This is a genomic window from Agreia pratensis (genome assembly GCF_900177685.1).
Lineage (GTDB): Bacteria > Actinomycetota > Actinomycetes > Actinomycetales > Microbacteriaceae > Agreia > Agreia pratensis.
Map to the genome: position 1 here is coordinate 379580 of NZ_FXAY01000001.1, position 23187 is coordinate 402766.

The following is a 23187-nucleotide window of genomic DNA, read 5'->3' on the forward strand; positions in this document are numbered from 1 at the left end:
CCTTTGTCCGATAGGTCTTCTCAACTGATCCGGACCACTCGACCGCACGTGGCGATCGCATCGTACCCGACAGCAGGTCAAGGTTCTCTTGCCAGCTTTCGGATGCATGTAGCTTCTTAGTGGATATCGAAACTGTCCAGGCTAGGAGGACCTAGGCCAAAACACCGACGGCCCTGGAACTTCGGATTCCAGCGTGATCATTGCAGACTCTTGCAACCGATCTGTTCGTTGAGCCCATCGATACCGTAAACGCACACGTTTTTCTGTCCAGGCTTGACGGGGATGGTCACCGAGAATCCATGCAACGGCCCGTAAGCCGGATATGCACGCTGCACATCTGCACGCGACTCCCCAGCCGTGAAGGCGCCTGCCCACCCGCCGTCGACGTAGACATGGATCGGTATCGTCGCGGGCGAATCAGGGTCCAAGGTCCATCCGTTAAGCGTTGCGGTGCCGTTGGAAACAACAACCGATTCGAAGTTCCCGATCGGGCGACCAGTCGGCAACGTGACCGTGCGACATCCGAGAGAGGGATTCGAATTGCCACCCTTGACGTTGATGCCGTACACGCAGACCTCGTTTTGGCCACCCTTTAGTGCGACAGGCAGACTGTAGCCATGCGAGTCGCCGTACCCCGGGTACGCACGGCCTACATCAGCTCGAGCTCCATCAGCATGTACAGCACCCGCCCACGCACCGTTCACATACACGTGAGCATCGATCGGCGCAGCAGTATCCGGATCCAGAGCCCACCCCCGAACGACACCCTGGAAGCCCGTGACGACCACGTCATCGACACTGCCAACCGGGGGGCCAGTCGCAGAGGAGACCGTCACACAACCCAATGAGGGGTTGCCGTCCAAACCGTCGTTAATTCCGAAGATGCACACCTCGTTTGTGCCCACCGGGACAGGCACCTGCACTTCGAATCCGTGCGCCGAGCCATACCCCGGATACGCCGCACCAACGTCGTTGCGGATCTTGTCGGCTACGAACGCACCTCCCCATCCGCCATTGACGTATGCATGCACGGCGATTGGCGTCGCGACGTCGGGATCTATTGCCCAACCCGCGATGGTTGCAGTTCGACCTGATAACGTCGCTTTTTCCACATTCCCATATGGCACACCGGTCGGTTTCTGGGCGGGAAGACATCCCAGAAGCGTGTTTGTCCCCTGTCCTAAATTGATCGCGTAAACGCAAATGTTTTGTGGCGTGGACGGCGTTGGAATAGAGAACGAGAAGCCGTGCTTACTGCCGTATGACGGCCAGCGCGCCGCGATGTCTGGCCTGTCCGTATTAGCAGTGAATGCGCCGGCCCATGCTCCTGTTCCGTAGGGGCCCCCTACATATGCATGAACCTGGATAGACCCAGACGTCTCCGGGTCGAACGTCCAACCCGCGACGGTGACCGTTTTGAACCCAGCCTTCACGGAGTCCAAGCTGCCGATGGGGGAATAGTCCACACCCTGCGGCGAACCAAACCAGTCCCAATACAGTCTCCAAAAGTTGCGGTTTCCGTAGGAGGAACATCCATCGTTCTGTCCGCCATACAGATTGGACAGGGCCGAGGCGTTGGGCTGATACGGCGTGTAATAGTAGAGCGCAGCCGTCGCCTGATTCTGGATGAGGACCGGCGATGAACCACAGTCTGCGTTGGGGTGATACCGGACGTTTGATACGGCTCCGACCGGAAACCATGTGAAGAACGCAGACGTTCCGGGAGGATTCGTGTAGCGCTTGTACTGCCAGGCCGCCTTGTACACCTGGTTGTAAAAGCCGTAGTACTGGGAATCACATGGCGCAGTGTCAGGACAGGCAAATCCAGTAGCACTTCGAAACTGGCCAGCATCCGGCCAGGTGTCCGTAACGAGAGACTGTTCCTTCTGTAACAGCACGAGAAGAACCTTTTGGCTGATCCCGCACACCTGGCCAACTTTGGCAATGATCTGAGCTGATGATTCGCTTCCGGCACCGTTGTACTGACCACACATCGCATCGGCCGCTCGCGTCCAAGTGTTTTCCGTATAGCTCTTGAGGCATGTGTAGCCCGCGCGGCACGAGGGAACCTGCGCGTTCAAGAAGTTCTGGACACCGCCAGCATCCATGGCATTGCCATCGAAGAACTTGGCGTCACTGATGATATTTCCGGCATTGAAATCAGACCCAGACAACGCCTGCGCATCAGTCGGAGCACTCACCATCGTGAAGAGGGACGATGCGAGGAGGAGCACAGCGAGTACGGCTACCGAACGACGAATTCTCATGGCAGCGTCACCGCGCTGTCGGCCTGCCCGTGGAACCCGGCTTCATCGAACATCACTGTAACTCTCCAAGTTCCTTTTGAATCCGGCGGCAATACCACCGACAGATTCGCGCAGTACGTTACCGTCGCATCAGCCATGCCAGAAGACGTTGCCGAGACAGTCTGCGCATCCTGCGAGACAGTGAGCGTGCAGGTGCCCGACTCTGAAACGCGGTCCGTGACCATCGCCGTCCCGCTAACAGCGTTGCTCGCTGGGTCATAGGAAGCCGAGATCAATTCAAGACTTACCGTTGCCGGGCTTCCGGAGGCCTCTGGCTCCGGCACGCTTGTCTCTTCCGGAACCGGTGGAGGGGTCTCAGAAGGTGTGCCCTGCGGAACGGGCGTTGCGCTGCTTTCGCCTGACGAAGAAGGCACCGGCGAGGAAGCGCCCGCCCCGGGCTGCGCGCAGCCCGACAGAACGATCATCGCGGACGCGCACAACGCCCAGATCGCTATTGACCTTTTTGCTTGTGAGTTCCCCATCGATTCGATGATAAGCGTTCGTCGGTCATGTTGGATGGCGCCGAGCCGCAGATATTCACGCAGCTACGAGATTTTCTCCGGGTCAGATAGGTAATCGTATATGCCGCCAAGAGCCGTATCCCATTGGGAGTGGTTCGCCTGGATTGTGTCGAGGGCATTCGACTGAATGCGGCTTCTCAAGGCCTTGTCTCGAACCAGTAAATCAAGTTTCTCCACGATGTCGTCAAGCGTGCGCATTGTCAGGACAGAATTCTCGCCGTCCTTGAACAGCCATTTGAACCAATCGCTGTCGGGCGCAACCATCGCGACCCCGCTTGCCATCAATTCGAGCGGCAGGTACGAAGGGTGCCGCGAGATCTGCATTGTCAAGCCGATATCTGTCTCTCGATAGATCGCTCCGGTTGCTCGGTAGTCCAGCAGACGCATGTCAATGAAATCTGCGCTCTCAGGCAGGTAACGCGCTCCGGCAGCGACAATCCTGACTCCGTCGCCATGTATTCGCTTGATCTCGGCGAGCGCCGCGTACACAAGCTCCCAGCAATTTCTGAAGTGGTCACGAGCGTAGGCAAAGATCGTTACAGGCTCTCCGGCGCTTTTCTCCCGACGCCCCTCAGCGTGGTAGATCGTCGAGTCCACCGCTGGCGTGAACGCCATGCCTTTTCCGTGGTACATCTCGGTGTATATCTTGTGCATGCTTTCTGTGTTGCAGAGCGCATAGAGGCCTAGCTTGTAGGTTTCCTCGGCCATGGCATAGAGGCTGCTCGCCGGGTAGAACCCGGGCTCGTAGTCCTGCATCAGGTAGAACTTTCGGCCCACGTTCGGAGCCTTGGCCACGTGGACCGCCGTTAGCCAGAGCGTCGCGACGGCAGCATCGGCGGCCGGCAGCGACGCGATTGACTCGTCTGAACCGTCATAGAAAACTATCTCCGCTTCGGAGAGGCTGGGGAAAGCAGCTGTCAGCGCCGAGGTGGTAAACGGGAGATCTGGCGTAGCCAGGGAGATGAAGCGGTTGGTCACCCCGTGGTCACGAGCCAGCTTGTCGGCAATCCTGAACGCCGTGTTCAGACCGCCGAAGAAGGGCATGTCGATATCGGGGATGAACCAATTGACGGTCTTGACGTCAGACCGGCCAATCAGGGCTTCATGAGCGGTGTGAACTGCACGGACCTCCTCCGCGGAGATCGTCGCTGCACCCAGGAGCACTTTGGCTTCCTCTGAGATCGATCCGCTTTGGACAACTTTGGTGTATGCCCGATTCATATTCGACAGAGCCAGCTTGAGAGGACTGTCATCCCAAACGCTGTTGAAACGAGGTACCGCCGTGAGTGGGGACACATTCGGGGACAGGTACGGGTTGCCTCCCAGCAGCCAGGAGTGGTAACGCCAGTAGCTCGAGTAGTAGTCCTCTACGGGCACAGCCGTACCTCTTGTTAGAGATTCGAAGTGTCGCACCGTATCGAATGGAATGACGACGTTTCGACGAGATCTGATGATCTGATCGAGACCGAGCACCACGTCGCTTCCACACAAGATGAAGTTCTCGGCAAGTCCACCGACTTCCTCGAAATCCGACCGGCGGATCGCGACGCACGCGCCCGTGACCGCAAGACCGTTGCGGTACCACTTGGTCGAACCGATGATCGTGTCTGCTCCCGGAGTCATCCCCGCGAAGAGATTATCTGCGGAACCGCCCGGCCCGATCGTCACACCACCATGCTGGATGAGGCCATCGGCTTGTCGGTGCTGAACACCGACCGTACCGACACCGTCGCGCATAAGGTGCCCGACCATCTCTTTCATCCACTGGGGGTCGACTATCTCCGTGTCGTCGTTGAGGAGAAGCACAACCTCCCCGGAAGATGCTCGCGCGGCGACATTATTAACGCGCGAGTAGTTGAAGGGCTGCTCGGTCCACCAAATGATCGAGGCGGATAGTCCTCGAGTGTTCTGCTCGTACCATTCGTCGTTCTCATCGCTCTGCCCGCCGTTGTCGATGATCGTCACATCGAACGCGTCGTAGTCGGTTCGAGCGAGACTCGGAAGCAGCCTCGCGAGGTTCTTACGAGAGTGGCGGGTAGGTATAACGACAGAGACCGTCGGCCACTCGGGCAAGTCGAACATGACTCGCACGACGCCGTTTTCTACGCTCGCGGATGAGTTCTCGCCGCGGGAAGCGAGCACCTCGCGCACCATCTGAGCGTCAGCGTCGGAAGCGTTCGCCCGCCAATCTCGCGGCTCGCTGAGAAGCACACGGCTGACGTTGGCGGTTTCGCGCGGACGAAGATCGAGGTCGAGAAGGAACCTCCACACGCCCCTGTCCGACAGCTCTACGGGAGGCAGGCCTTCGGCGACGACGCGCTTGACCGCAAAGGCACGGTCGAGGTAGTTGGCGCTCAGCATCATCTCGGGTGACCAGACTGGCCTGAACATCGGGCTTTCGGCTTTGCCAGCGATTTTCACATCAGAATCGAACGTGATCACCTTCACCGCGGGGTCGACACGATGCTTCTTCGCAATATCTGCAAGCGCGAGAGGGGCGAACCGCGCGCCTGCACGGAGAAAGACGACGAAGTCCCCAGGGGCAGTGCTCAAGTCGACGAGCTCGCCCTGACGCACGACGGTCACATCGGCGCCGACCTCGGGCTGACCGAAGATAGACCCCTTCGTGCGCTCAATTTCAGCGTTCGTCGTGGTGGCTATAGCTTCGATAAAGACCGAGAAACGAACCTCCTCGCCGGCAGCGACTCCCGCCAGCTGAGGATGCTCCTGCTGGTGACGCCAGACATCGTAACTCTCGAGACCGTTGTTATTGCTGAAGAGTTTGCGCTCGCGTCGCAGCGTCGCTGCCCGCACTTCGTCGCGTCCTTTTCTTAAACTTTGGTAGCCAAGAGATGCAGCTTTGCGCGTAACGGAGTCTTCCGGCAGTCGCCGACGGAGGCCGTGGACGATGGACGATCTGATGGAACTCATATTTCACTCTCGGTTAGTGCGCGTTCAATGGGATGCCTCCACCCTCGCGCCCCGAGGATGCCCGGCATCATCGCTCCTCGGAAGTTTACAGCACGCCCTCGGCAGCATCCCCGAGGACTGCAGGCCGGCCGATAACTGAACGCACTGCCATGAGGTAGGTGGAAGCAAACCGTTGCGATGGTTCGAGTACTGCGCCTTCCGCCCACTCATTCCAGGCGTTCACGAAGACAATCCTGTCTTCTGGAGAGCGTGCGTCCAACGCCTCAACAGCCGTCTGCAGCCAGCGGTGGAAAGTGAACGGATTGGCGCCGAACCAGAGCTCAGGCATCCACTGCCGACGCGGCGTGTTGTCGTAATTCACCATGACACCCGGGTAGTGATCTGGATTGACACCCGATCGCAGTTCGGCCTCTGCGCTCTCGACGAGGCTCTCGTACGTGTACGTGTTGCCGACGAAGCGCTCATCGAAATCGAGGCCCGTTCGATCGAGCGCCCCTCTATGCATCCTGTGAGGAGGGAAATCTAGCGTGCCATCGATCCCTCGTTCCGTCCCATCGAGACCGAGACCGTCGAACTGCTCGCCTACGTCAACGGACAGGACCTCGAGCTCTCCCACGCCCGCATCGCGAGCAGCCTTGCGCCACTCTTCCAGTACCGACTCATAGTTCGGTATCTGACTCAAGCGGTAGACGGCCAGGATCGGCTTGCCGCGCGTGCGGATGTAGCGGGGATCCAGCAGCAGGGGCATCACGTCATAGATGAACTGCGTCGCTGGTACGGATTCATAGTCTTGCTCGATGAGGACATCATCGTCCCGGCCATCCCACCGGCGACTCCAGTTCTCGTTGGCCCACATTATGCAGAACGGTTCATTTTCGGACGAACCATGGTGAGACTCGATCGGCCTGGACATCAGTCGTCTACCGGCGAACCAGTAGTAGTAGTACATGAACCCTTCAATGCCGGCCGCTCTTGCAAGCGCATACTGCTCACGCCTGACGGCCACCGACGTCAGGTTGTAAAAACCGAGGTCGGCAGGAAGAAATGGTTGAATATGGCCTCTGAACGATGGCTGGGCGGCGGCCACATTGGACCACTCAGTGAATCCCCTGCCCCACCATTCATCATTCTCCGGAAACGAATGAAACTGTGGAAGATAAAAGGGGATGACGCGCGCCCGAGGCACTACTTCAGCATCAGGTTCAAATCGTCGCCAACCGGGCAACTCGTTCAACGCCCCGGTATTCGGGTCCGACCGATGCAACTCCCGAACTTCCTCGATCTTCATGCCAGCCTCTAGCGCAAGAACGCCCACCAGTCGTTCCACGGCGTGCGCAGTGGTTCCATCAATCTGAGCGTCTTCACTTTCGAAGTCGGCTTCGGACAGCTCAAGAGCGCGAAGACCTTGCAGGACGAACGAGCGCACCCAGTACATCGATCCCGACGGAAACCGCAACGCCTCCTCGTCCAGTGGCAGCTGCAGACGCTCCATCAGATCACGAGCTATGTGTAGATTCGATCCCCAGAACTCAGCCCCCCGCACACTCCCATCGGCAGTAACAAGCCCAAGCAAGGAGTCAGCGGCGAACGCGGCGAGAATCTTCTGAATGCCGTCAATGGATCCGGCCAGCTGATCCAAGAACTCATCGCGCCACTCCTCGCCGGTGCCGCGGAGCGTGGGATGCGTCTCTCTCCAAGGACTCTTCTTCGTATGCAGTTTCAGAATCAGTTCATATGGTTCCAGAAGGCCCGCGTTGACAAGACGAATCATGGGAAGAATGTCTCGGCCTTGGTTCTCTACATCCAAAACGACAACAGAGTTAGCCTTGGGCATCTTTGACCCATTGACCTGGATCTGCTCCCCGCTCGAGTTGGTTATGAAGATATCGAACGGAACAGGAATGTCTGCGAGCCGGGCCAGGATATCGTCGAGAAGATCGACATAGAAGACATGAAGGACAACAGCGACTCTGGGTGGAACGCGCGCAGTTGGGGCCGAGACTGCCTGTCGCCATTGGCGGGGCAATCGGGCCTTCAGCCGGCTGTCCCTTCTAGCTAGCCAACGCCGAGCACCGGCTGGATAGTCTTCGAGCCCCGGCGGCCGCTCTACAGCTCCAAGGCGATCAGCGACTCGAAATGCTATGCGACCCAGTCGCCTCCCCGCCCCGGCGAGCGTGTAACGCCTCATCGGCCGGCTGTGCTCAACGCGCTTGATCGACGACGCCGATATCCGCGATCTCCGGCACAGCGAAGAGGGTTCCAGCCGCCAGGTCGTAGTACGGCACATCGAACGAAGCAATCTGCGGGCGATCATGAAGGTGAGTTCCGTCATGAGCCATGAGCGAGACATTGACGAAGTACTTGCCAGAACCGAAATGCACGTCTCGAATAGTGAACTCGATGGTGCGTGCATCTTTGAGCCTGGGAAGACTCATTTTCATTCGCTTTGTCGTCGTGCCATAGACCGCCTGACCGAGGACACTGTCGATCTGGACGGCCGCCACCCATCGTTCCAATCCGTCACGATGCGAGAAGGTCGCCGAGATCACGAGATCATCACCGGGCTCGATCGCGTCGCCCTCGGCGCGCCCTTCGGCCCGGACGGATGCTGACAGAACGCGGCCCGCGTCGACGGAGTCATCGCCATGACTCGCGGCATCCTCTAGCCGTCGGTCCTCTAGGAGGTCTCTGAACTCGACGGTTGCTCGTTGCGGAGCACCGTCAAATCGAACGGACCCCTCGCTTAGCAGAACTGCCCGGTCACACATTTCCGTAACTTGCCCCAGAGAGTGCGTCACCAGAATGATGGTGCGGCCCTCAGATTGAAACTGACGGATCTTGTCGAGGCACTTGCGTTGGAAAGCCTCGTCGCCCACTGCGAGCACCTCGTCGACCAATAGAAGGTCGGGGTCCACATGGATGGCGACCGCGAAGGCAAGTCGCACATACATACCGCTCGAGTAAAATTTCACTTGAGTGTCGATGAAGTTCTCGATACCTGAGAAATCCACGATGTCATCGAAGTAGTAGTCAGTCTGCTTGGTCGTCAGACCGAGGATCGATGCGTTCAGGTAGACATTCTCGCGCCCAGTGAGATCCGGATGGAAGCCAGCGCCCAGCTCGAGAAGCGCAGCGAGCCTCCCCCTGCGTTCGACTTTCCCTGTAGACGGTTCGATGATGCCGCCGATGGCCTTGAGCAGAGTGCTCTTTCCTGACCCGTTGGGCCCAATGAGTCCGATCGAGCTTCCTGCGTTGATCTCAAGGCTGATATCTCGCAACGCCCAGAAGTCCTCTTTGAACTTCGCCGACCGCCCAGCATTGACGATTCGTTCTTTCAGACTTTTCTCTTTGCGGATGACGAATCGCTTCGACACATTTTCGAGGCGGACGACGGGAACGTTACTGGCCATGAGTGTTACAGCTCCTGAGCGAAGTTGCCCTGAAGCTTCGAAAATACGCGCTGGGCAATAATGAGACAGATGATTCCGACAACTGCCGCGATGACGAGTCGGAGCCCCAGTTGAGGCAGCGGTTCACCGCCGCTTCCGGGAGCCCAGAAAGCTTGCTGGAATCCGACGACGGCAAGGGTAACCGGATTGTTGAGGTAGATTTCCGCCAACCAACCGGGCATGCGAGCAGTTGCGAACGTCCAGTGATAAAGGATGGGAGAGCCCCACATCACGAGCATGAGTACGACCTCGACAAGGTACTGAATATCTCGGAGGTAAACGTTCACCGCCGCTAGCAGAATTCCGATCGCGGCCGAGTAGATGATGACCACGCCGATTGCAGCGAGTCCGTAAAGCAGATGGGGGCCGAAGGTGAGCGTACCTGCGACAAAAGCCGCTACGAGAAGGATCACCATCTGGATGAGGAAGTTGACCATCGCAGATCCGACGGCAGAGATCGGGAAGATCTCGCGCGGGAAGTAGACCTTCTTCACAAGGCCGGCATTGGCGACAATCGATGAGGTAGCCCCGCCAACGATCTCGCTAAAAAGGAGATAAACGGTCAAGCCCGAGAACAGGTAGACAGCGAAATTGTTCAGGCTGCGCGCCGCACCCAGGAACTCGCCAACGACGATTGCGTAGATGAGGAGCTGTGTGAGCGGCTTGATCAAACTCCACAAGAAGCCAAGGCTGCTGTCCTTGTATCGGGCCTTGAGCTCTCTGCGAGTGAGGAGACCAAGCAGCTCTCGGTGCTTCCAGATGTCAACTACGGAAGCGACCGTGCCCTGCAGCAAGGCGCTGCGAGCGCCGGCCTCCTCAAAAGGGAGCTCCGAGAGTCTTTGTGCACGCTCTGCGGCAACGTTTTGCATTCCAGCCACTTATCTGGCCTCCAAGCCAATAAAGACGGCGACTACGGAAACCGCCGCGATTGAGGATACATGAGTTACCCCTGGTCAAATCTGGGCGAGAGTCGTTCCCACTCTCCCCGCTTTCCCGGTCATCGTGTCCGCAACGGATATCCTGTCCTGAGATTGTTCCCCACATTCGAACGGACTCACTCAGAATGACGCTTGTAATGACCCTGATGGTTCGCGACGAAGCGGACATCGTCGGCGCCATGCTTGATCACCATATTGACCAGGGGATCGACTTTTTCATCGTCACAGACAATGGTTCTGTCGATGGCACCACCGACATTCTCCGTGACTATGAATCACGAGGAATACTTGAGCTTCGGCACGACCCTGAGCATCGCAAGCAGCAGAGTCGTGTGGTCTCCCGCATGGCCAGCGACGCCTACACGCTCTACAACGCCGACTGGGTCATAAACGCAGACGCTGACGAGTTCTTCGTTCCCGTCGATCGGTCCCGTACCCTCCACGATGTTTTCAGAGAGATGCCACGCTCATACGGCGCCTTCCAGGTTCCCGTGGTCAATCTGACAGGCCCTCCCGCCAATGCCGGCTCCGGTCTTCAACGGCTTGTGTACAGAGATCAGCGTCCGATCCAGGCGCTCGAACTCGTCGGTCTGCGCGCTCACGCCTCCCCCGATGCCATCCACGTGGGTACGGAAAACGTCGTAGTCGCTCAGGGAAACCACGAAGTGAATGTTGCATCCATGGGTTCGCCCAGTGCAGAGCTCGCCGTCGAAGTGCTCCATCTTCCGTGGCGGTCGTGGACCCAGTTCGCGAACAAGGTCGAGATCTCTGGCCGCGCATACGAGTCGAGTCCCGACGCGACGCCCAGCCCCAACCACCATGGCATGCGTGACTACGCACGTTTTCGCGCGAACACTCTCCTTCCTTTCTACATTCGACGGCATCCCTCAGCTCGGGAGATCGACGAAGGTCTAGAAAATGGAACCTTCGTCCTAGAGGAATTCATCTCTTCTAGCCGGCCTTCACCTGTGCCCGACCAGGATTTCGATGTAGACATCCTCCGGTCCGCGGTGCCCGTCGTAGAAGCCTTAGAAGACCTTCAACACGTCTACCTGCGGCTCCTGCACGATGCCGAGCGAGCGTCACGACTTGAGGCTGAGCAGGCCTTCGCCCGGAAGCTACATGAGGAATCCACCATCCGTGACGATCGAATCGCTGCGCTCGAAGCGAGCCTGGAGAGAACGCTCGCGCACGTAGAACATGTCGAAGCCGAGCTAGCATCCGTCAGGAACAGCTTCGAGGTTCGGTTGGGATCACGCTTACGCCGGCTCACCCGGCGATAGTTGATAAACCAACCTCAGTTCGTGCGAGTTTGCAGGAATTGGTAGAAATCATCCTTCAGGTCAGCGAGATGATGATTCTGGTTCGTGTCATCGAGAACGAAGTCGACCTGAACGTCCGCCTTCCTCAACTCCCAGCCAAGCCCTACCGCGTATCTGCTCATCCACAGATCCTCGATGAAGGCATATTCGGTTGGAAGTCCAGCAAAGAAACGACGCTCATCCACGATCGATGCATCGCATATTGACGCGCCCGTTCCGACGTAGTCGGCTAGCGCTGCTGCCTCGGTTGGCGTCCGATTGAAATACGATCCGTGAATCGTCCAAGCCCAAAATCCCCAGATCGAACCTGGAGTCCACGAACCCACGATTTCTGTAACGAAATCACGCCGCACGTCCTGATCGTCGTCGAGCATGACGAATGCCCCGGAGGGAAGTTGGCGTCGGAGTTTTTTCGCGACGAAGAACCTCGCAATGCCGCCCATATTGATCGGGCTGTTGAAGAATTCGACGCTATGCCGTGAATCGGTTGGCCACAAGGCACGAACACTCTTCACGTAATGGCGGCCATGGATCCACTTGTTGTTCCAAAGAACTAACCGGATGGGATGATCCGACTCTTGCTCGGTAATGAGACGAACGATCGAATCAATGCGTTGCGGCCGATTCCACAGGCACATCACAACAAGAATGGAGTCGTGGACCGGCCGCCCCCGGAGGCGCCTGAGCGGAAAGAATCCACGTGACAAGACGCGATAGCACATGCGCCACAAGAATCGATTCGCGATGTCAGTCACCCTACTTCTCGATGTATCCAATAAATCGCGCGTCACGCGGTCACATGCAGAGGTTCATACATGATCACGAAGGAGTAGCCAGCGCTCAGCGCGGCAAACACGCATATCACGATAGCTCGAAGCGGACGCGCCCATCGACTCACGGGAACGGCCATCAGCAGCAGAAGAGGAAACATGCCGAGGATCATGCGCGGCCGTGGCCCAACACCGCTGTACGCGAGCACAGAAAAGGCTAGAACGGAGACGTACACCCAGATCTCCACTGGCATTCGGCCGCCGCCCCGTATACCGATGAGAACGATGGCAATGACAAGACACAGTGATGCAAGCATGACGGCGTAGTGGTGATGGTCATTTGTGCGGGCGGGAATGTCTACGACGAACCAGTGCAGCAGGTCCCGACCGAGGTCGAGCTTCTGGTTCCACTGTTTCTGCGCTTCGAGCCAGATCAGAGGGTCGCCCGTACGGAGATAGGCGAACCCTCCGACGAGCACCAGCGCGACACCGCCGGCTATACCCGGGAGGATTGGCCCCCACCCCCGTCGGCGTATCAACGAAATGATCAGGAGGACTCCGCAGGCCGCGATCAAGGCAACACCGGTCGAGCGGGTGAGGCAGGCGAAGAAGACAGCGGCTGCTGCCAGACCCCAACGCTTCTTGTGCATACTCCAGAGAGCCAGCGCTGCGAAGAAGAGAAAGAAGGGCTCCGTGTAGGGCAAAGTCAACGCGACCGAGCCGGGGAACAGGCAAACGACCCAGACTGAGAAACTCGCCGCTCTCTCTCCGAAGAACTCAGCCGCAAGCATCCGGGCAACTAGGACGAACCCGAGACCGAACACGAGCGTAAGAGTGATCGCAGACGCGTCGAACGTCAGCCCTGACGCGAGGTGGAGACCCCGGATGGAGAAGGGCCACGTCGGGAAGAATCCCCATGGCCCGTAGTTGGGCCGGTCAGGCAGATTGAGCTCGGGCGGATAGCCGTTCTCTGCAAGAAACAGATACCACCAGCCATCCCAACGGACGAGCATGTGGTGAATGGATACGGGACGATTCATCGCCAGCTGAGCGGCCACGAAGCCAGCGACGAAGACCGCTCGCGTGAGGAGAAAGATGATGGCCGTTCTCAACCACCACGACGAGAGCCATTCCCTCGGTCGCTCGGAACGAAGCATTCCGGCTAATCCGACACTTTGCGGCTGTGTTCCAACGAGCCTGCAGCAATTGCTTCCGCATCGTTGAGATCAACCAAGGTCGCGGCTCGGTATGCGCGCCATTTCGATACGTGGAATCGGGGATTCAATACGAGCCAGTAGAGCTTGCGCTTCGTGCTGTACGCGTCACGAGCGATACGCAGGCTGTCCACGAGTATCCCCCGAACGGTCATCCTCAGCTGGGCCCGCCGGCGCATAGGCGGAATCGGCTTGCCGATCTGACGAAGCGCGACGGTCTCGTCGAACATGCGCTTACCGTACTCATCGAGGGTCAGATCGTTGGAATGGATCACGGCACCGCGCGGGGCATAAGCCTTTTTGTAACCGGCCCTGATGATGTCCTCACCGAACATCATGTCTTCGGAGTAACGCACGTCACGGTAGGGGATGACGTCGCGCAGGAATGAGGTCCGCGTCGCGGAATTCACGTCCGAGTAGAACGACAGGGCATCGATCAGGCCTTGGTCGTGAGCCGAACCGTCATCGGAGAAGACAGTAGTGCCGAAGTCGGGACCGAAGCCGGCGAATACGCTTTCGATCTCGTACTTCAAGAGGGGGAAGCAGCCGGGTCGCGGAATCTGTTTTCCCATCACCGCTTTGATATCCGAGTCTGTGTCTCGCAGGGGCGCGAGCAGCTCGTGCAGCCAACGATCGGTGCTGGGAATAGCGTCGTGCGTGAGGTAGGCGATGTACTCCCCCCTCGCGAGTCTCGCCGCCAGGTTGCGTGTCTTTCCATGTCCGAAATCTGAGTTGGCGATCTCGTGGAGGCGAACTCTAGGGTGGCGAGCGACGATATCGAGCGTTCGGTCAGACGAGCCAGAGTCGATGACGAGAATATCGACTTCACCGTCGATGGTCTGGTTCTCGACAGCACTGAGAATCTCATCGAGGTAGATCTCGCCGTTGTAGGTCAATACGGCAACGGTCGCCAGCATTGTGGGGGTGACGTTCTCGGGCTGTACAACGCTCATCGGGACGTCTCCATAAGTTGGGCCCAGGTCTTGGATATGCCCTCTTCGAGAGATATAAAAGTGTCATAGCCGAATTCGGAGCGGAAGCGCTCGATATCGAGTACCACTCGGTCGAGAAAAGTCGATGGCACGGGCTTCACCTCGACCGCGGGCTCCCGACCGGTCACGGACTCCATGACATCAAGCAACTGTCTAACGCTCGCACCCGAGCCGCTGCCGATGTTGTAGACACTCTCTGACGACGAGCGCCCGACCGTCTGGGCGATCATGCGTACGGCGTCGCCGACATAGAGGTAATCCCGGACCATCGAGCCGTCGCCGAGCACCGTCAACGGAAGACCCTGCGCGAGGCGAGACAAGAAAATGGGAATCACGCCCTGCTTCTTGTTCGCTCGCTGCCCTGGCCCGTAGGGGTTCGAGATTCGGAACGAGATGGACTCGAGACCGTATTTCACGCCGAAGTAGCGGAGGTATCCCTCGATGGCGAGTTTGCCGATCGCATAAGGAGAAACCGGAAGAGGAAGAGTGTCCTCCGCGAAGGAGGTGCCCGGGTGATTGCCGTAGATCGCGCCGCCCGTCGACGCGAAGAACACTTTCTGCACGCCGGCGTCTACGCAGTGCTGAAATAGCTCGATGCTCGACGCGATGTTCGTGCGCACGTCCAAGGTGGGATCATTCTCGGCGGTGGCAGGGGTGGTCGTTGACACGAAGTGAAAGACATACTGCTGTCCGGCAACAGCTTCGGCCACATCAGAATGGTTCATGAAATCGCCAGGCACCTGCCTGACCCCGGCCGATGTATAGACCGCTCGCTGGCTGGAAAAACGGTCAAACGCAGTGACCTCGTGCCCCAGCGACACCAGCTCGTCAACGAGGTGAGAGCCGATGAACCCGTTGGCGCCCACGACGAGGCATCTAGCCACGAATCGCACCGTCGAAAATCTCGAGGAACCTCGCGCCCGAGCTCTCCCAGTTGGTCGCCCGCACGCTGTCGGATGCTGCACGCGCGTGCGACACCGCATCCTCGCGGTCGACGACCTCGATGAGCTTGGCGGCAAGAGCCTTCGGCGACGCCTGGGTGTACTCGATGAACTCGTTATCGCTCACCAGTCGGTTGTTCGGCCCGTCGTTCACAACGGGAATGACCCCGGCGGAGAGGAGCTCCAGTGGAAGGAGCGACATATTCGTGAGGGAGATGACAAGCCCGGCCGCGCACCGGTTGTAGACCTCATTCAGCTGATCGATCTTGAGATCTTTGAGGTTCGTGTAGTCGAACGGAATCTTATACGCGCTGACATCCCACCCCGCGAGGTTGATCGTGTACTCCGGGCGAGCCTTGGCGAAGTGCGCTAGCGCGAGGATTCCCAGCTCGAACCCGCGACGCTCGGTGACCGGCCTCGCATAGAAGAAGATCTCCTTCCGCGGGCGGTCCTCGATGACGTTGTAGAGGTCACGGTTCGCGCCGAAGTCATAGTGCTCGGCAGGCATCCCGTATTCGGTGGACAGCTTGTGCGAGAGGAATCCTCCGGCCGTGATTCCTTGGAATCCGAAACGGTACGTGTTCTCCGCAAGCACCGAGGCCGAACCGACGGAGGTGAAATACGGCTCGAAATCCTGCACGAAGTAGAAGCGACGAGCGCGAGAACTGTCGCGGAAAGACGGATACGCCGTCTCCCAGCCGGTGGCGAAGATCACGTCGACATCGTCGGCTACACCGGCCACGGTGTGCTCCTCGATGGTGGCGTTGAGTCGAGGGTACGACGGCGACGACGCCAACATGTCCTTGATCGTGGAGACAGTGAACGGCTCGTGAGCACTGTAGAGATAGATGCGGATCGTGTGGCCGGCGGCTTCGAGCACACTGATGAACCGGAAGATGTTCTGATGGCCCCCACTGGACTCGCCTGGAGGCGACATGATCCACGCGATGGTGAGCTTGTCGTCGTTCAGCACGATCGGGTCGAGTACCGCCGGATGAGGGATGCTCCAGTCCACTTCACTCGCATCGTCCTCCTTCACGAGAAGACGAATAGGAATCGACCCGGACAGGGGCTTAGGCGGCCGCGCGAGCGCGTGCAGAACGCGCCAGAAAACGGCTTTCGGCCCCTGCTCCCGCAGAACTTGCCAGGCTTTTCTTAGTGAACTCACCGTGCCATGGTACTTGGCCCCTCGGCCATGGCCCGGTCGAAGGCGTCGATGAACATCTCGCCGGGGTCTGCCCAGTCGACGCGCGCAACCGACTCCGCCATCTCCCGCGCGTGCTCCACCTGGCGGGCGTCATCCACGATCTCGATCATGCGCCGAGCCATCGCACCGGGCGACAGCGGCTGGTAGTCCATGTAGGGGCTCTCGAAGATCTCGCGCGTGTTCGGTCCGTCGTTCACGACGGGAACGACTCCACTCGACATGACCTCCATGGGCAGAAGCGACATGTTCGTGAGAGACAGGATGAGCCCGGCTGCGCAGCGGTTGTAGACCTCGTTGAGCTGCGAGATGTCGAGCGCGGTGTGGTTCACGTACGGGAACGGAACCCAATAGGGCGAGATATCCCAGCCGACCATATTGATGGTGATCTCGGGTCGCAGACGATGCAGCTCGGTGAGCACCAGACGGCCGAACTCGAAAGCGCGACGCGATGTCGGGGGGCGGGCGTAGAACAGCACCTCGCCCCGACGTGACGTGTTGGTGAACGAGTAGTGCTGCTTGTCGACCGCGTAGTCGTAGTGGTCTCCCGGCATTCCATAGTCGTCGGTGAGCTTCTTCGACAGCCACTTGCCTGCCGAGATGCCATGGAACCCGAACCGGTACGTGTTCTCCGCCAGCACGTAGTCGCTGCCCGATGCGTAGAAAGCGGGCTCGAAGTCCTGAGTGAAGTAGAAGCGACGGGCGTTCGTCGGATGCCGGTGGGCCGGGTAGGCCGTCTCCCATCCGGTCGCGAAGATGGCCTGGGTGTCGGCATCCAACCCCGTGGCCTGGTCGTAGATGCGCAGCTCGCCCCGAAGATCGGGGTAGGCGCTCGTCGTCTGCAGCATGAGCCGGATCGCAGCCACATCGATCGGCTTGGATTCTGTCGTGTAGAAGTAGACGGTCACAGAGTGGCCGGCCTTCTCAAGAAAGTCCATGAAGCGGAACGCGTTCTGGTGCCCTCCGCTCGTGCGGCCGGGGGGCGAGATGATCCACGCGGTCTTCACGTTCTTCGTGACCGGGGCGGGTGGATCCGTCTCGAACAGGGCCGGCACCGTCCAGTCCACAGCGACGGCATCGTCGGGATGCACGAGGGACTCGCCGGGCTTGTTGGTGTTGAGATCGATCGAGAGTCGGTTGAAGACCCTCGAGGCCGCCTGGCGCGGCCCTTCCGACTTCAGCGACGTGATGGCGCGAGAAAACAAGCTCACGGGGGTCTCCTTCAACGGTGTTCTCGTGCTCGGCACCGATCGGTGGCCGCGGAACAGCTAGTAGCCTAACCATGTGCCGATCGACCGAGGAGAAGCCATGCCGCACGACGAATTGCGGGCAACCGTCATTGTCGTGAACTTCAACGGCGGTGCTTTCGTGCTCGAGTGCATCGAGTCGCTGTCACAGCAGAAGACACCTGGCATAGACGTCGAGGTGGTGGTCGTAGACAACGCTTCGACCGACGGATCAGATCGCCAGATCTCGCAGTTCTACCCTGAGGTGCGCATCATTCGCAGCCCCAAGAACATCGGATTCGCCGGCGGGGTGAACCTCGGCATCGCGAACTCCACCGGCGACGTGATCGTGCTGATCAATAACGATGCCGTTGCGGCCCCGGGCTTTATCTCAGCGATCGTCGCGCCGCTCATCGAAGACGGCAGTGAGCGCGTCGCCGCGGCCACCGCACGCATTCTCCTCAGCGGGCGGTTCATTCCGGCGCCGGGTTCTCCGACGGCCTACGTCTCTGCTTCGGGAGCGAGGTGGGAGCGGGTCGCGCGCAATGCCACACCCGGATCGGGCGTAGCCCTCATCAACAGCACGGGCAACCAGGTCTCCCGCTCCGGCAACGGTCGGGACCGTTCGTGGCTCGACACCACCGACGACGAGGCGAGCCCCGCAGAGGTGTTCGGATTCTCGGGGGGTGGCGCAGCCATTCGGCGCGCGGCTCTCGATTCGGTCGGACTCTTCGACGAACGACTTTTTATGTACTACGAAGACACAGACCTGGCGTGGCGCCTGCGCCGGGCAGGTTGGAGCGTTCGGTACGCAGAAGACGCCACCGTGTGGCATCGTCACGCCGCGTCCAGCGGCATCCGGTCGCCTTTCTTTCTCAGACACAATGTGCGCAACCGTATTCTCGTCACGGCCCGAAACGGCACGCTCCGCATGCTCCTGTCAGCCGTCGCACGCACCGGTGGAAGCCTGGCAAAAGCGCTCCGCCGTCTTGCCCGCAACCGGCGCGACAAGGATGCACGAGTCCAGGTACGGGCGACGGCGCTCGGACTGCTGCAGGCGCTCGCGATGATGCCCGGATATGTCGCCGACGGTCGACTGCGCGATGCGGGTTCTCGTCTGCCTCGCTCGTTCGTCAACCAGTGGACGGTCGACGATTGATTCCTGCCCCACACCCGCGAAAAGAACGACTCGATGACGACGACTCCCTCTAAACGAACCAGCGTCACACGCACCCGCTTCATGCTCTTCGTGATCTTTCCCGTTGCGATGTTCTTCAGTCTGGCCAGCTGGGCGCTGGCCTCTCCGGTCGGCGCCAGTCCCGACGACGATTTTCACCTGGCGAGCACGTGGTGCGGACTCGGAATCCGCGAAGGGCTCTGCGAGCCCGGATCGAAGCCTGACGAGCGGCTCGTTCCTCAACTCGTGCGCGACGGCGCAGAGTGCTACAAGTTCAAGCCTGCTGAGAGCGCCGCATGCCAGCAGCCGATCTCGGGCGACGCTGCATCGAAACTGGTGCCGACGACGCGGCTCAACTCGACAGGGCTGTACCCGCCGGTCTACTACGCGGCGATGGCCGTTTTCGCCTCTGCCGATATCGAACGGTCGGTCGTCATCATGCGACTGGCAAGCATCGCGATTTTCGTCGTGCTCTGGACCGCCCTCTACGCCCTGCTCCCCCGCCGTCGTCGCAGCACCCTCGTCTGGTCGTGGGTGATCGGCATCGTTCCTCTGGGAATGTTCCTGCTCGCGTCGAACAATCCGAGTTCGTGGGCCATCATCTCGGGCGGCTCGGTGTGGATCGCGCTGGTGGGCTATTTCGAATCGACGGGCAAGCGGCGCATAGCTCTCGGGATTCTGGCGCTTGTCGCGGCAGGTCTGGGGGCTGGTGCACGAGCCGACTCGGCTCTCTACGCGGTCATCGGCGCCGTTGTGGCAGTTGCCCTTACCGCGCAGCGCAGCAAAGCGTATTGGCGTCTCAGCATCCTGCCGTTGCTTATCGTCGTGGTCTCGATCGCTCTCTATTTCACGTCGAATCAGGTCACTGCGGCCTCGACCGGCATGGGAACAGACACGACCGTAGCGACAACCGATACGGGCTTCCTTCTGACCAGCAACCTCCTCGACATCCCTCTGCTGTGGGCTGGCGTGTTCGGCTCATGGGCATTGGGCTGGTTCGACACTCCGATGCCCGGAAGCGTCTCGGTTGTGAGCCTCGCGGCGTTCGCCGTCGTCGTATTTGCGGCGCTGGCCCACACGACGTGGCGAAAGCTGCTCGTTCTCGGCCTCATCGCCGGCGCCCTCGTGGCTATCCCGGTCTACATCCTCGTTCAAAGCAGCACCCTGGTCGGAAGCGGGGTGCAACCTCGATATGTCCTTCCGCTCATCGTCATGTTCGGCGGTGTCGCCCTCTTCCATCTGCGTGATCGAGAGCCGCAGCTCGGCCGGGTTCAGGTGTATCTCGTCGAGGGCGCCATCATCGTGGCCAACGCCATCGCGCTGCATGTGAACATGCGCCGGTACCTCACGGGCGTCGACATGGGCGGTTGGAACCTCAACAATCGCCGCGAGTGGTGGTGGGACCTTCCCGCTACTCCCATCGTGGTGTGGGCAGTGGGCGCACTCGCTTTCGCCTTCGCCGTGCACCTCCTACTCCGCTACCACAGCGTGCTCAGCCCCACCCACCATCAACATCTCGAAGACGGCTACTCGTCGCCGCGCCTGAAAACGAAGGCAGCATGACTCTCGACATCCTGATGCCCTTCTACGGGCGCGTCGATCAGTTCCGTCTCGCCGTCGAGAGCGTGCGGGACCAAAGCGATTCAGACTGGCGTCTCGTGATCGTCGACGACGTCTACCCCGATCTCTCCGCCGGCGAGTGGGCGCGCGAGTTGAACGACCCCCGCATCACCTATCTGCGTAACGAGCAGAATCTCGGGGTGAGCGGCAACTTCAATCGATGCGTCGCCCTCATCGAGAACGACTTCGCCGTGATCATGGGATGCGACGACGTGATGCGGCCGGGCTACGTGGCCCGAGTGGCGCAACTGCGATCCCAGTACCCCGCTGCCGACCTGATCCAACCCGGTGTCTCAGTGATCGACCACCGTGGAGAGCCCTCTGAGCCTCTGCCAGATCGCGTGAAGACGCTTCTGCGTCCTCGCGGTCCGAAGCCTAAGGTCCTCGGCGGCGACGAGTTGGCCGCGAGCCTCCTGCGTGGCAACTGGTGTTACTTTCCGTCGCTCTGCTGGCGAAGCGATCGGCTGCGCGAATTCGGCTTTCGCGAAGACCGGCGGGTTGTGCAGGATCTCACTCTCATCATGCAGATCGTGCTCTCGGGCGGAACACTCGTGCTCGACGACGAAACAGTCTTCGACTATCGCCGACACGCGGCCAGCGTGTCGTCACAGGGCGGCGTCGACGGCTCGAAATTCGCCGAGGAGCGCGATGTGTTCTACGAGGCAGCCGATCGCTGCGATGCGCTCGGCTGGCACCGGGCAGCCCGGGTCGCTCGGCGACATGTTCCGTCGAGACTCAACGCGCTGTCTGAATTACCGGCGGCGCTTCTATCGGGCGATTCGGATGGCCGACGCGCTTTGCTGCGACACGTTCTCGGGGGGCGCTAGACGATCGCTCTCGGGGGCCGGAGCCGTACCCGGCGCCTGGCGATGAGCATCCCGCGAGCCAGCATCAGCCTCGCCGTGAGGATCGTGCCGAGGGGGCGCCACTTCAGAGGCGTGACGTTGTAGTCATGCAGGCGTCGCTCGACGACGACCTCGCTCAGGTGCGAGATCGATCGTGTCGCGTTGCCCAGAATCGCCAGCCACAGGTCGTGCGATTCGATGAAGATCTCTGGGAACGGCACGAGATCGGGAACGAGTTCCCGCCGGAATCCCATGGCGCATCCGAAGTAGGGGCGGTATCCCACGAGAACGGCGAGTGTGTTCCATGCGATCTGCCGGTCGTATGCGGGCCTCAGCGGCCGTCGGGCAGGCATCCGGCCGTTCTCACCCAGCACCGAGTAGTTGCCGGCGACAACGAGAGTGGTGCCGAGATGCGCGATCATCAGCTCGAGTCGCCCGGGAGTCCAGACATCGTCTTGATCGGCGAGCATGATGTACGTTCCGCGAGCGCGGCGGATCGCGTTCTCGAAGGTTCGCACGTATCCGCGATTGACCGATTCCGTGTGCAAGCGGATGCGCGGATCGACTATGCCCTGGATCACGGCGACCGTGTCGTCGGGAGACGCGTCGTCGACGATCACGAGCTCGTCGTCGTCGTGCAACTGCTCGAGAATCGAGAAGATCTGCTCCCTCACGAACGGTGCGCCTCGATAGGTGGCCATGCACACGCTCGCCCGGATCATGCCACCATAGTATTCGCCCGCCACAGCACTTCCGGCGTCCGACCAGAAGGAGGCCGCCGTGCCCCGAGCAGTTTCGCCCAGCCCGTCGACGCGTGTCGTCGCCGTGATCTCAGCATTCAATCCGGGCCCCGCACTACTCGACGCGTGCACCTCGCTTCTGTCCCAGACGAGTTCGGTCACGGTCGTCGACGACGGCAGCACGAGCGATGTGACAGAGATTCTGGATGCCTGCGCCGCGGCCGGGTGCCAGATCGTTCTGCTCGGGCAGAACTCGGGTATCGCATCCGCGCTCAACGCGGGCGTCGAGACGGCATTCGCGAGCGCCCCCGGTGCAGAGTTCGTGCTGACGCTCGACCAGGATTCGACGCTTCAAAGCGACTACGTCGAGCGCGCCCTCGCCGCGTACGACGCAGCATCTGCCGCTGGTGTGCGGGTCGGCCTGGTCGCGCCGCATTCCGTCGAGGGGCTTCCCTCGCGCGTCGCGGAGGTGCGGAACGGCGTTGTGCTGGGGCTCGAGCCGATCCAGTCGGGCCTGGTCATCTCCCGCTCTGTCTGGGAGAACGCGGGGCCGTTCCGTGCCGGTCTGTTCATCGACTCTGTCGACACCGAGTACTTCATGCGTCTTTCCGACCTCGGTTTCGAGACCGTGCTCGCGGCTGGCACCCATCTCGGCCACCGTCTGGGCGGCCGCTTCCACCCCACGATCTTCGGCCGACGTCTGCGTTTCGGCGGCACCGACGTCTCACTCGTGCGCAGCTCTCCCTTCCGCTATTACTACATCGCCCGCAACCGCGTTCTGATGAACAGGGCGTTCGGCGCCCGACACCGGGCATGGTCGGTGAGGGAGACCCTTCTCGATGCGCGGCACTTCGCCATCGTGCTCACTCTGTCGCCGAACCGGCTCACTCTCGCCCGCCTCATCGCTGCGGGATGGCTCGACGGCATCCGTGGCAGACAGGGACGCATGCCCAGCTCCGCAGAGCGGATCGCCCGCCGCTGATCGCGCCTC

At 60.2% G+C, this 23187-nt stretch carries 17 protein-coding genes; 5 read left to right on the forward strand and 12 right to left on the reverse strand.

The window, feature by feature from the left end; all coding sequences use genetic code 11:
- Nucleotides 1–197: 197 nt before the first annotated feature.
- From B9Y86_RS17295 to B9Y86_RS01870, 5 genes are all read right to left on the reverse strand, one after another.
- Nucleotides 198–2234: a hypothetical protein gene (locus B9Y86_RS17295; protein WP_139824688.1), complete on the reverse strand. Its 2037-nt coding sequence runs from the start codon at nucleotides 2232–2234 to the stop codon at nucleotides 198–200.
- 617 nt (nucleotides 2235–2851) lie between these two features.
- Nucleotides 2852–5758 (reverse strand): rhamnosyltransferase WsaF family glycosyltransferase, encoded by a 2907-nt coding sequence (locus B9Y86_RS01855; RefSeq protein ID WP_085482390.1) that lies wholly within the window; start codon nucleotides 5756–5758, stop codon nucleotides 2852–2854.
- Nucleotides 5759–5843: 85 nt separating this feature from the next.
- Nucleotides 5844–7946: a glycoside hydrolase family 99-like domain-containing protein gene (locus B9Y86_RS01860; protein WP_085482392.1), complete on the reverse strand. Its 2103-nt coding sequence runs from the start codon at nucleotides 7944–7946 to the stop codon at nucleotides 5844–5846.
- A 13-nt stretch (nucleotides 7947–7959) separates the two neighbouring features.
- Entirely contained in the window at nucleotides 7960–9168 is a 1209-nt protein-coding gene (locus B9Y86_RS01865) for an ABC transporter ATP-binding protein (RefSeq protein ID WP_085482394.1), read from the reverse strand.
- A 5-nt stretch (nucleotides 9169–9173) separates the two neighbouring features.
- Entirely contained in the window at nucleotides 9174–10076 is a 903-nt protein-coding gene (locus B9Y86_RS01870; RefSeq protein ID WP_085482396.1) for an ABC transporter permease, read from the reverse strand.
- 206 nt (nucleotides 10077–10282) lie between these two features.
- On the opposite strand from B9Y86_RS01870, the gene B9Y86_RS01875 reads away from it, so the two are divergent.
- The gene (locus tag B9Y86_RS01875; RefSeq protein ID WP_085482398.1) at nucleotides 10283–11428 is read left to right on the forward strand and encodes a glycosyltransferase family 2 protein; all 1146 of its coding nucleotides are present in this window, start codon (nucleotides 10283–10285) and stop codon (nucleotides 11426–11428) included.
- Nucleotides 11429–11442: 14 nt separating this feature from the next.
- Here B9Y86_RS01875 and B9Y86_RS01880 read toward each other — a convergent pair whose 3' ends face one another.
- Genes B9Y86_RS01880 through B9Y86_RS01905 form a run of 6 tightly spaced genes read right to left on the reverse strand, consistent with a single transcriptional unit; the run spans nucleotide 11443 to nucleotide 17799 of the window.
- A complete protein-coding gene (locus B9Y86_RS01880; protein WP_085482400.1) occupies nucleotides 11443–12222 on the reverse strand; it encodes a hypothetical protein in 780 nt (259 codons plus the stop codon).
- Between the two features lie 32 nt (nucleotides 12223–12254).
- Nucleotides 12255–13394: a hypothetical protein gene (locus B9Y86_RS01885; protein WP_085482402.1), complete on the reverse strand. Its 1140-nt coding sequence runs from the start codon at nucleotides 13392–13394 to the stop codon at nucleotides 12255–12257.
- A 5-nt stretch (nucleotides 13395–13399) separates the two neighbouring features.
- Nucleotides 13400–14404 carry a glycosyltransferase family 2 protein gene (locus B9Y86_RS01890; RefSeq protein ID WP_244894590.1) on the reverse strand — a complete coding sequence of 335 codons (1005 nt, stop codon included), beginning with the start codon at nucleotides 14402–14404 and terminating at the stop codon, nucleotides 13400–13402.
- Nucleotides 14401–15426: an NAD-dependent epimerase/dehydratase family protein gene (locus B9Y86_RS01895; RefSeq protein WP_280522288.1), complete on the reverse strand. Its 1026-nt coding sequence runs from the start codon at nucleotides 15424–15426 to the stop codon at nucleotides 14401–14403. Before B9Y86_RS01895 ends, B9Y86_RS01890 begins: the two co-directional genes overlap by 4 nt.
- A complete protein-coding gene (locus tag B9Y86_RS01900) occupies nucleotides 15320–16552 on the reverse strand; it encodes a rhamnosyltransferase WsaF family glycosyltransferase (RefSeq protein WP_085482404.1) in 1233 nt (410 codons plus the stop codon). Before B9Y86_RS01900 ends, B9Y86_RS01895 begins: the two co-directional genes overlap by 107 nt.
- Nucleotides 16549–17799: a rhamnosyltransferase WsaF family glycosyltransferase gene (locus B9Y86_RS01905; RefSeq protein WP_085482406.1), complete on the reverse strand. Its 1251-nt coding sequence runs from the start codon at nucleotides 17797–17799 to the stop codon at nucleotides 16549–16551. Before B9Y86_RS01905 ends, B9Y86_RS01900 begins: the two co-directional genes overlap by 4 nt.
- Nucleotides 17800–17872: 73 nt before the next feature.
- Here B9Y86_RS01905 and B9Y86_RS01910 point away from each other — a divergent pair, with 73 nt between their 5' ends.
- Genes B9Y86_RS01910 through B9Y86_RS01920 form a run of 3 tightly spaced genes read left to right on the forward strand, consistent with a single transcriptional unit; the run spans nucleotide 17873 to nucleotide 21438 of the window.
- On the forward strand, nucleotides 17873–18973 hold the full coding sequence (locus B9Y86_RS01910; RefSeq protein ID WP_085482408.1) for a glycosyltransferase family 2 protein: 1101 nt from the start codon (nucleotides 17873–17875) through the stop codon (nucleotides 18971–18973).
- Nucleotides 18974–19006: 33 nt separating this feature from the next.
- Nucleotides 19007–20554: a DUF2142 domain-containing protein gene (locus B9Y86_RS01915; protein WP_085482410.1), complete on the forward strand. Its 1548-nt coding sequence runs from the start codon at nucleotides 19007–19009 to the stop codon at nucleotides 20552–20554.
- Nucleotides 20551–21438 (forward strand): glycosyltransferase family 2 protein, encoded by an 888-nt coding sequence (locus B9Y86_RS01920; RefSeq protein WP_085482412.1) that lies wholly within the window; start codon nucleotides 20551–20553, stop codon nucleotides 21436–21438. The genes B9Y86_RS01915 and B9Y86_RS01920 overlap by 4 nt, the downstream gene beginning before the upstream one ends.
- On the opposite strand, the gene B9Y86_RS01925 is transcribed toward B9Y86_RS01920, so the two are convergent.
- On the reverse strand, nucleotides 21435–22178 hold the full coding sequence (locus B9Y86_RS01925) for a glycosyltransferase (protein WP_244894591.1): 744 nt from the start codon (nucleotides 22176–22178) through the stop codon (nucleotides 21435–21437). The genes B9Y86_RS01920 and B9Y86_RS01925 overlap by 4 nt on opposite strands.
- Before the next feature lie 58 nt (nucleotides 22179–22236).
- Between B9Y86_RS01925 and B9Y86_RS01930 the strand changes: the two genes are divergently transcribed.
- Nucleotides 22237–23178 carry a glycosyltransferase gene (locus B9Y86_RS01930; RefSeq protein WP_085482416.1) on the forward strand — a complete coding sequence of 314 codons (942 nt, stop codon included), beginning with the start codon at nucleotides 22237–22239 and terminating at the stop codon, nucleotides 23176–23178.
- Nucleotides 23179–23187 lie beyond the last annotated feature (9 nt).

Coding starts and splice junctions, on each gene's coding strand:
- B9Y86_RS01865 (WP_085482394.1), bottom strand. CDS start 9,168: ATGGCCAGTAACGTTCCCGTCGTCCGCCTCGAAAATGTGTCGAAGCGA.
- B9Y86_RS01920 (WP_085482412.1), top strand. CDS start 20,551: ATGACTCTCGACATCCTGATGCCCTTCTACGGGCGCGTCGATCAGTTC.
- B9Y86_RS01875 (WP_085482398.1), top strand. CDS start 10,283: ATGACCCTGATGGTTCGCGACGAAGCGGACATCGTCGGCGCCATGCTT.
- B9Y86_RS01870 (WP_085482396.1), bottom strand. CDS start 10,076: ATGCAAAACGTTGCCGCAGAGCGTGCACAAAGACTCTCGGAGCTCCCT.
- B9Y86_RS01925 (WP_244894591.1), bottom strand. CDS start 22,178: ATGATCCGGGCGAGCGTGTGCATGGCCACCTATCGAGGCGCACCGTTC.
- B9Y86_RS01885 (WP_085482402.1), bottom strand. CDS start 13,394: ATGCTTCGTTCCGAGCGACCGAGGGAATGGCTCTCGTCGTGGTGGTTG.
- B9Y86_RS01915 (WP_085482410.1), top strand. CDS start 19,007: ATGACGACGACTCCCTCTAAACGAACCAGCGTCACACGCACCCGCTTC.
- B9Y86_RS01895 (WP_280522288.1), bottom strand. CDS start 15,426: ATGCGGTGTCGCACGCGCGTGCAGCATCCGACAGCGTGCGGGCGACCA.
- B9Y86_RS01860 (WP_085482392.1), bottom strand. CDS start 7,946: ATGAGGCGTTACACGCTCGCCGGGGCGGGGAGGCGACTGGGTCGCATA.
- B9Y86_RS01890 (WP_244894590.1), bottom strand. CDS start 14,404: ATGAGCGTTGTACAGCCCGAGAACGTCACCCCCACAATGCTGGCGACC.
- B9Y86_RS01855 (WP_085482390.1), bottom strand. CDS start 5,758: ATGAGTTCCATCAGATCGTCCATCGTCCACGGCCTCCGTCGGCGACTG.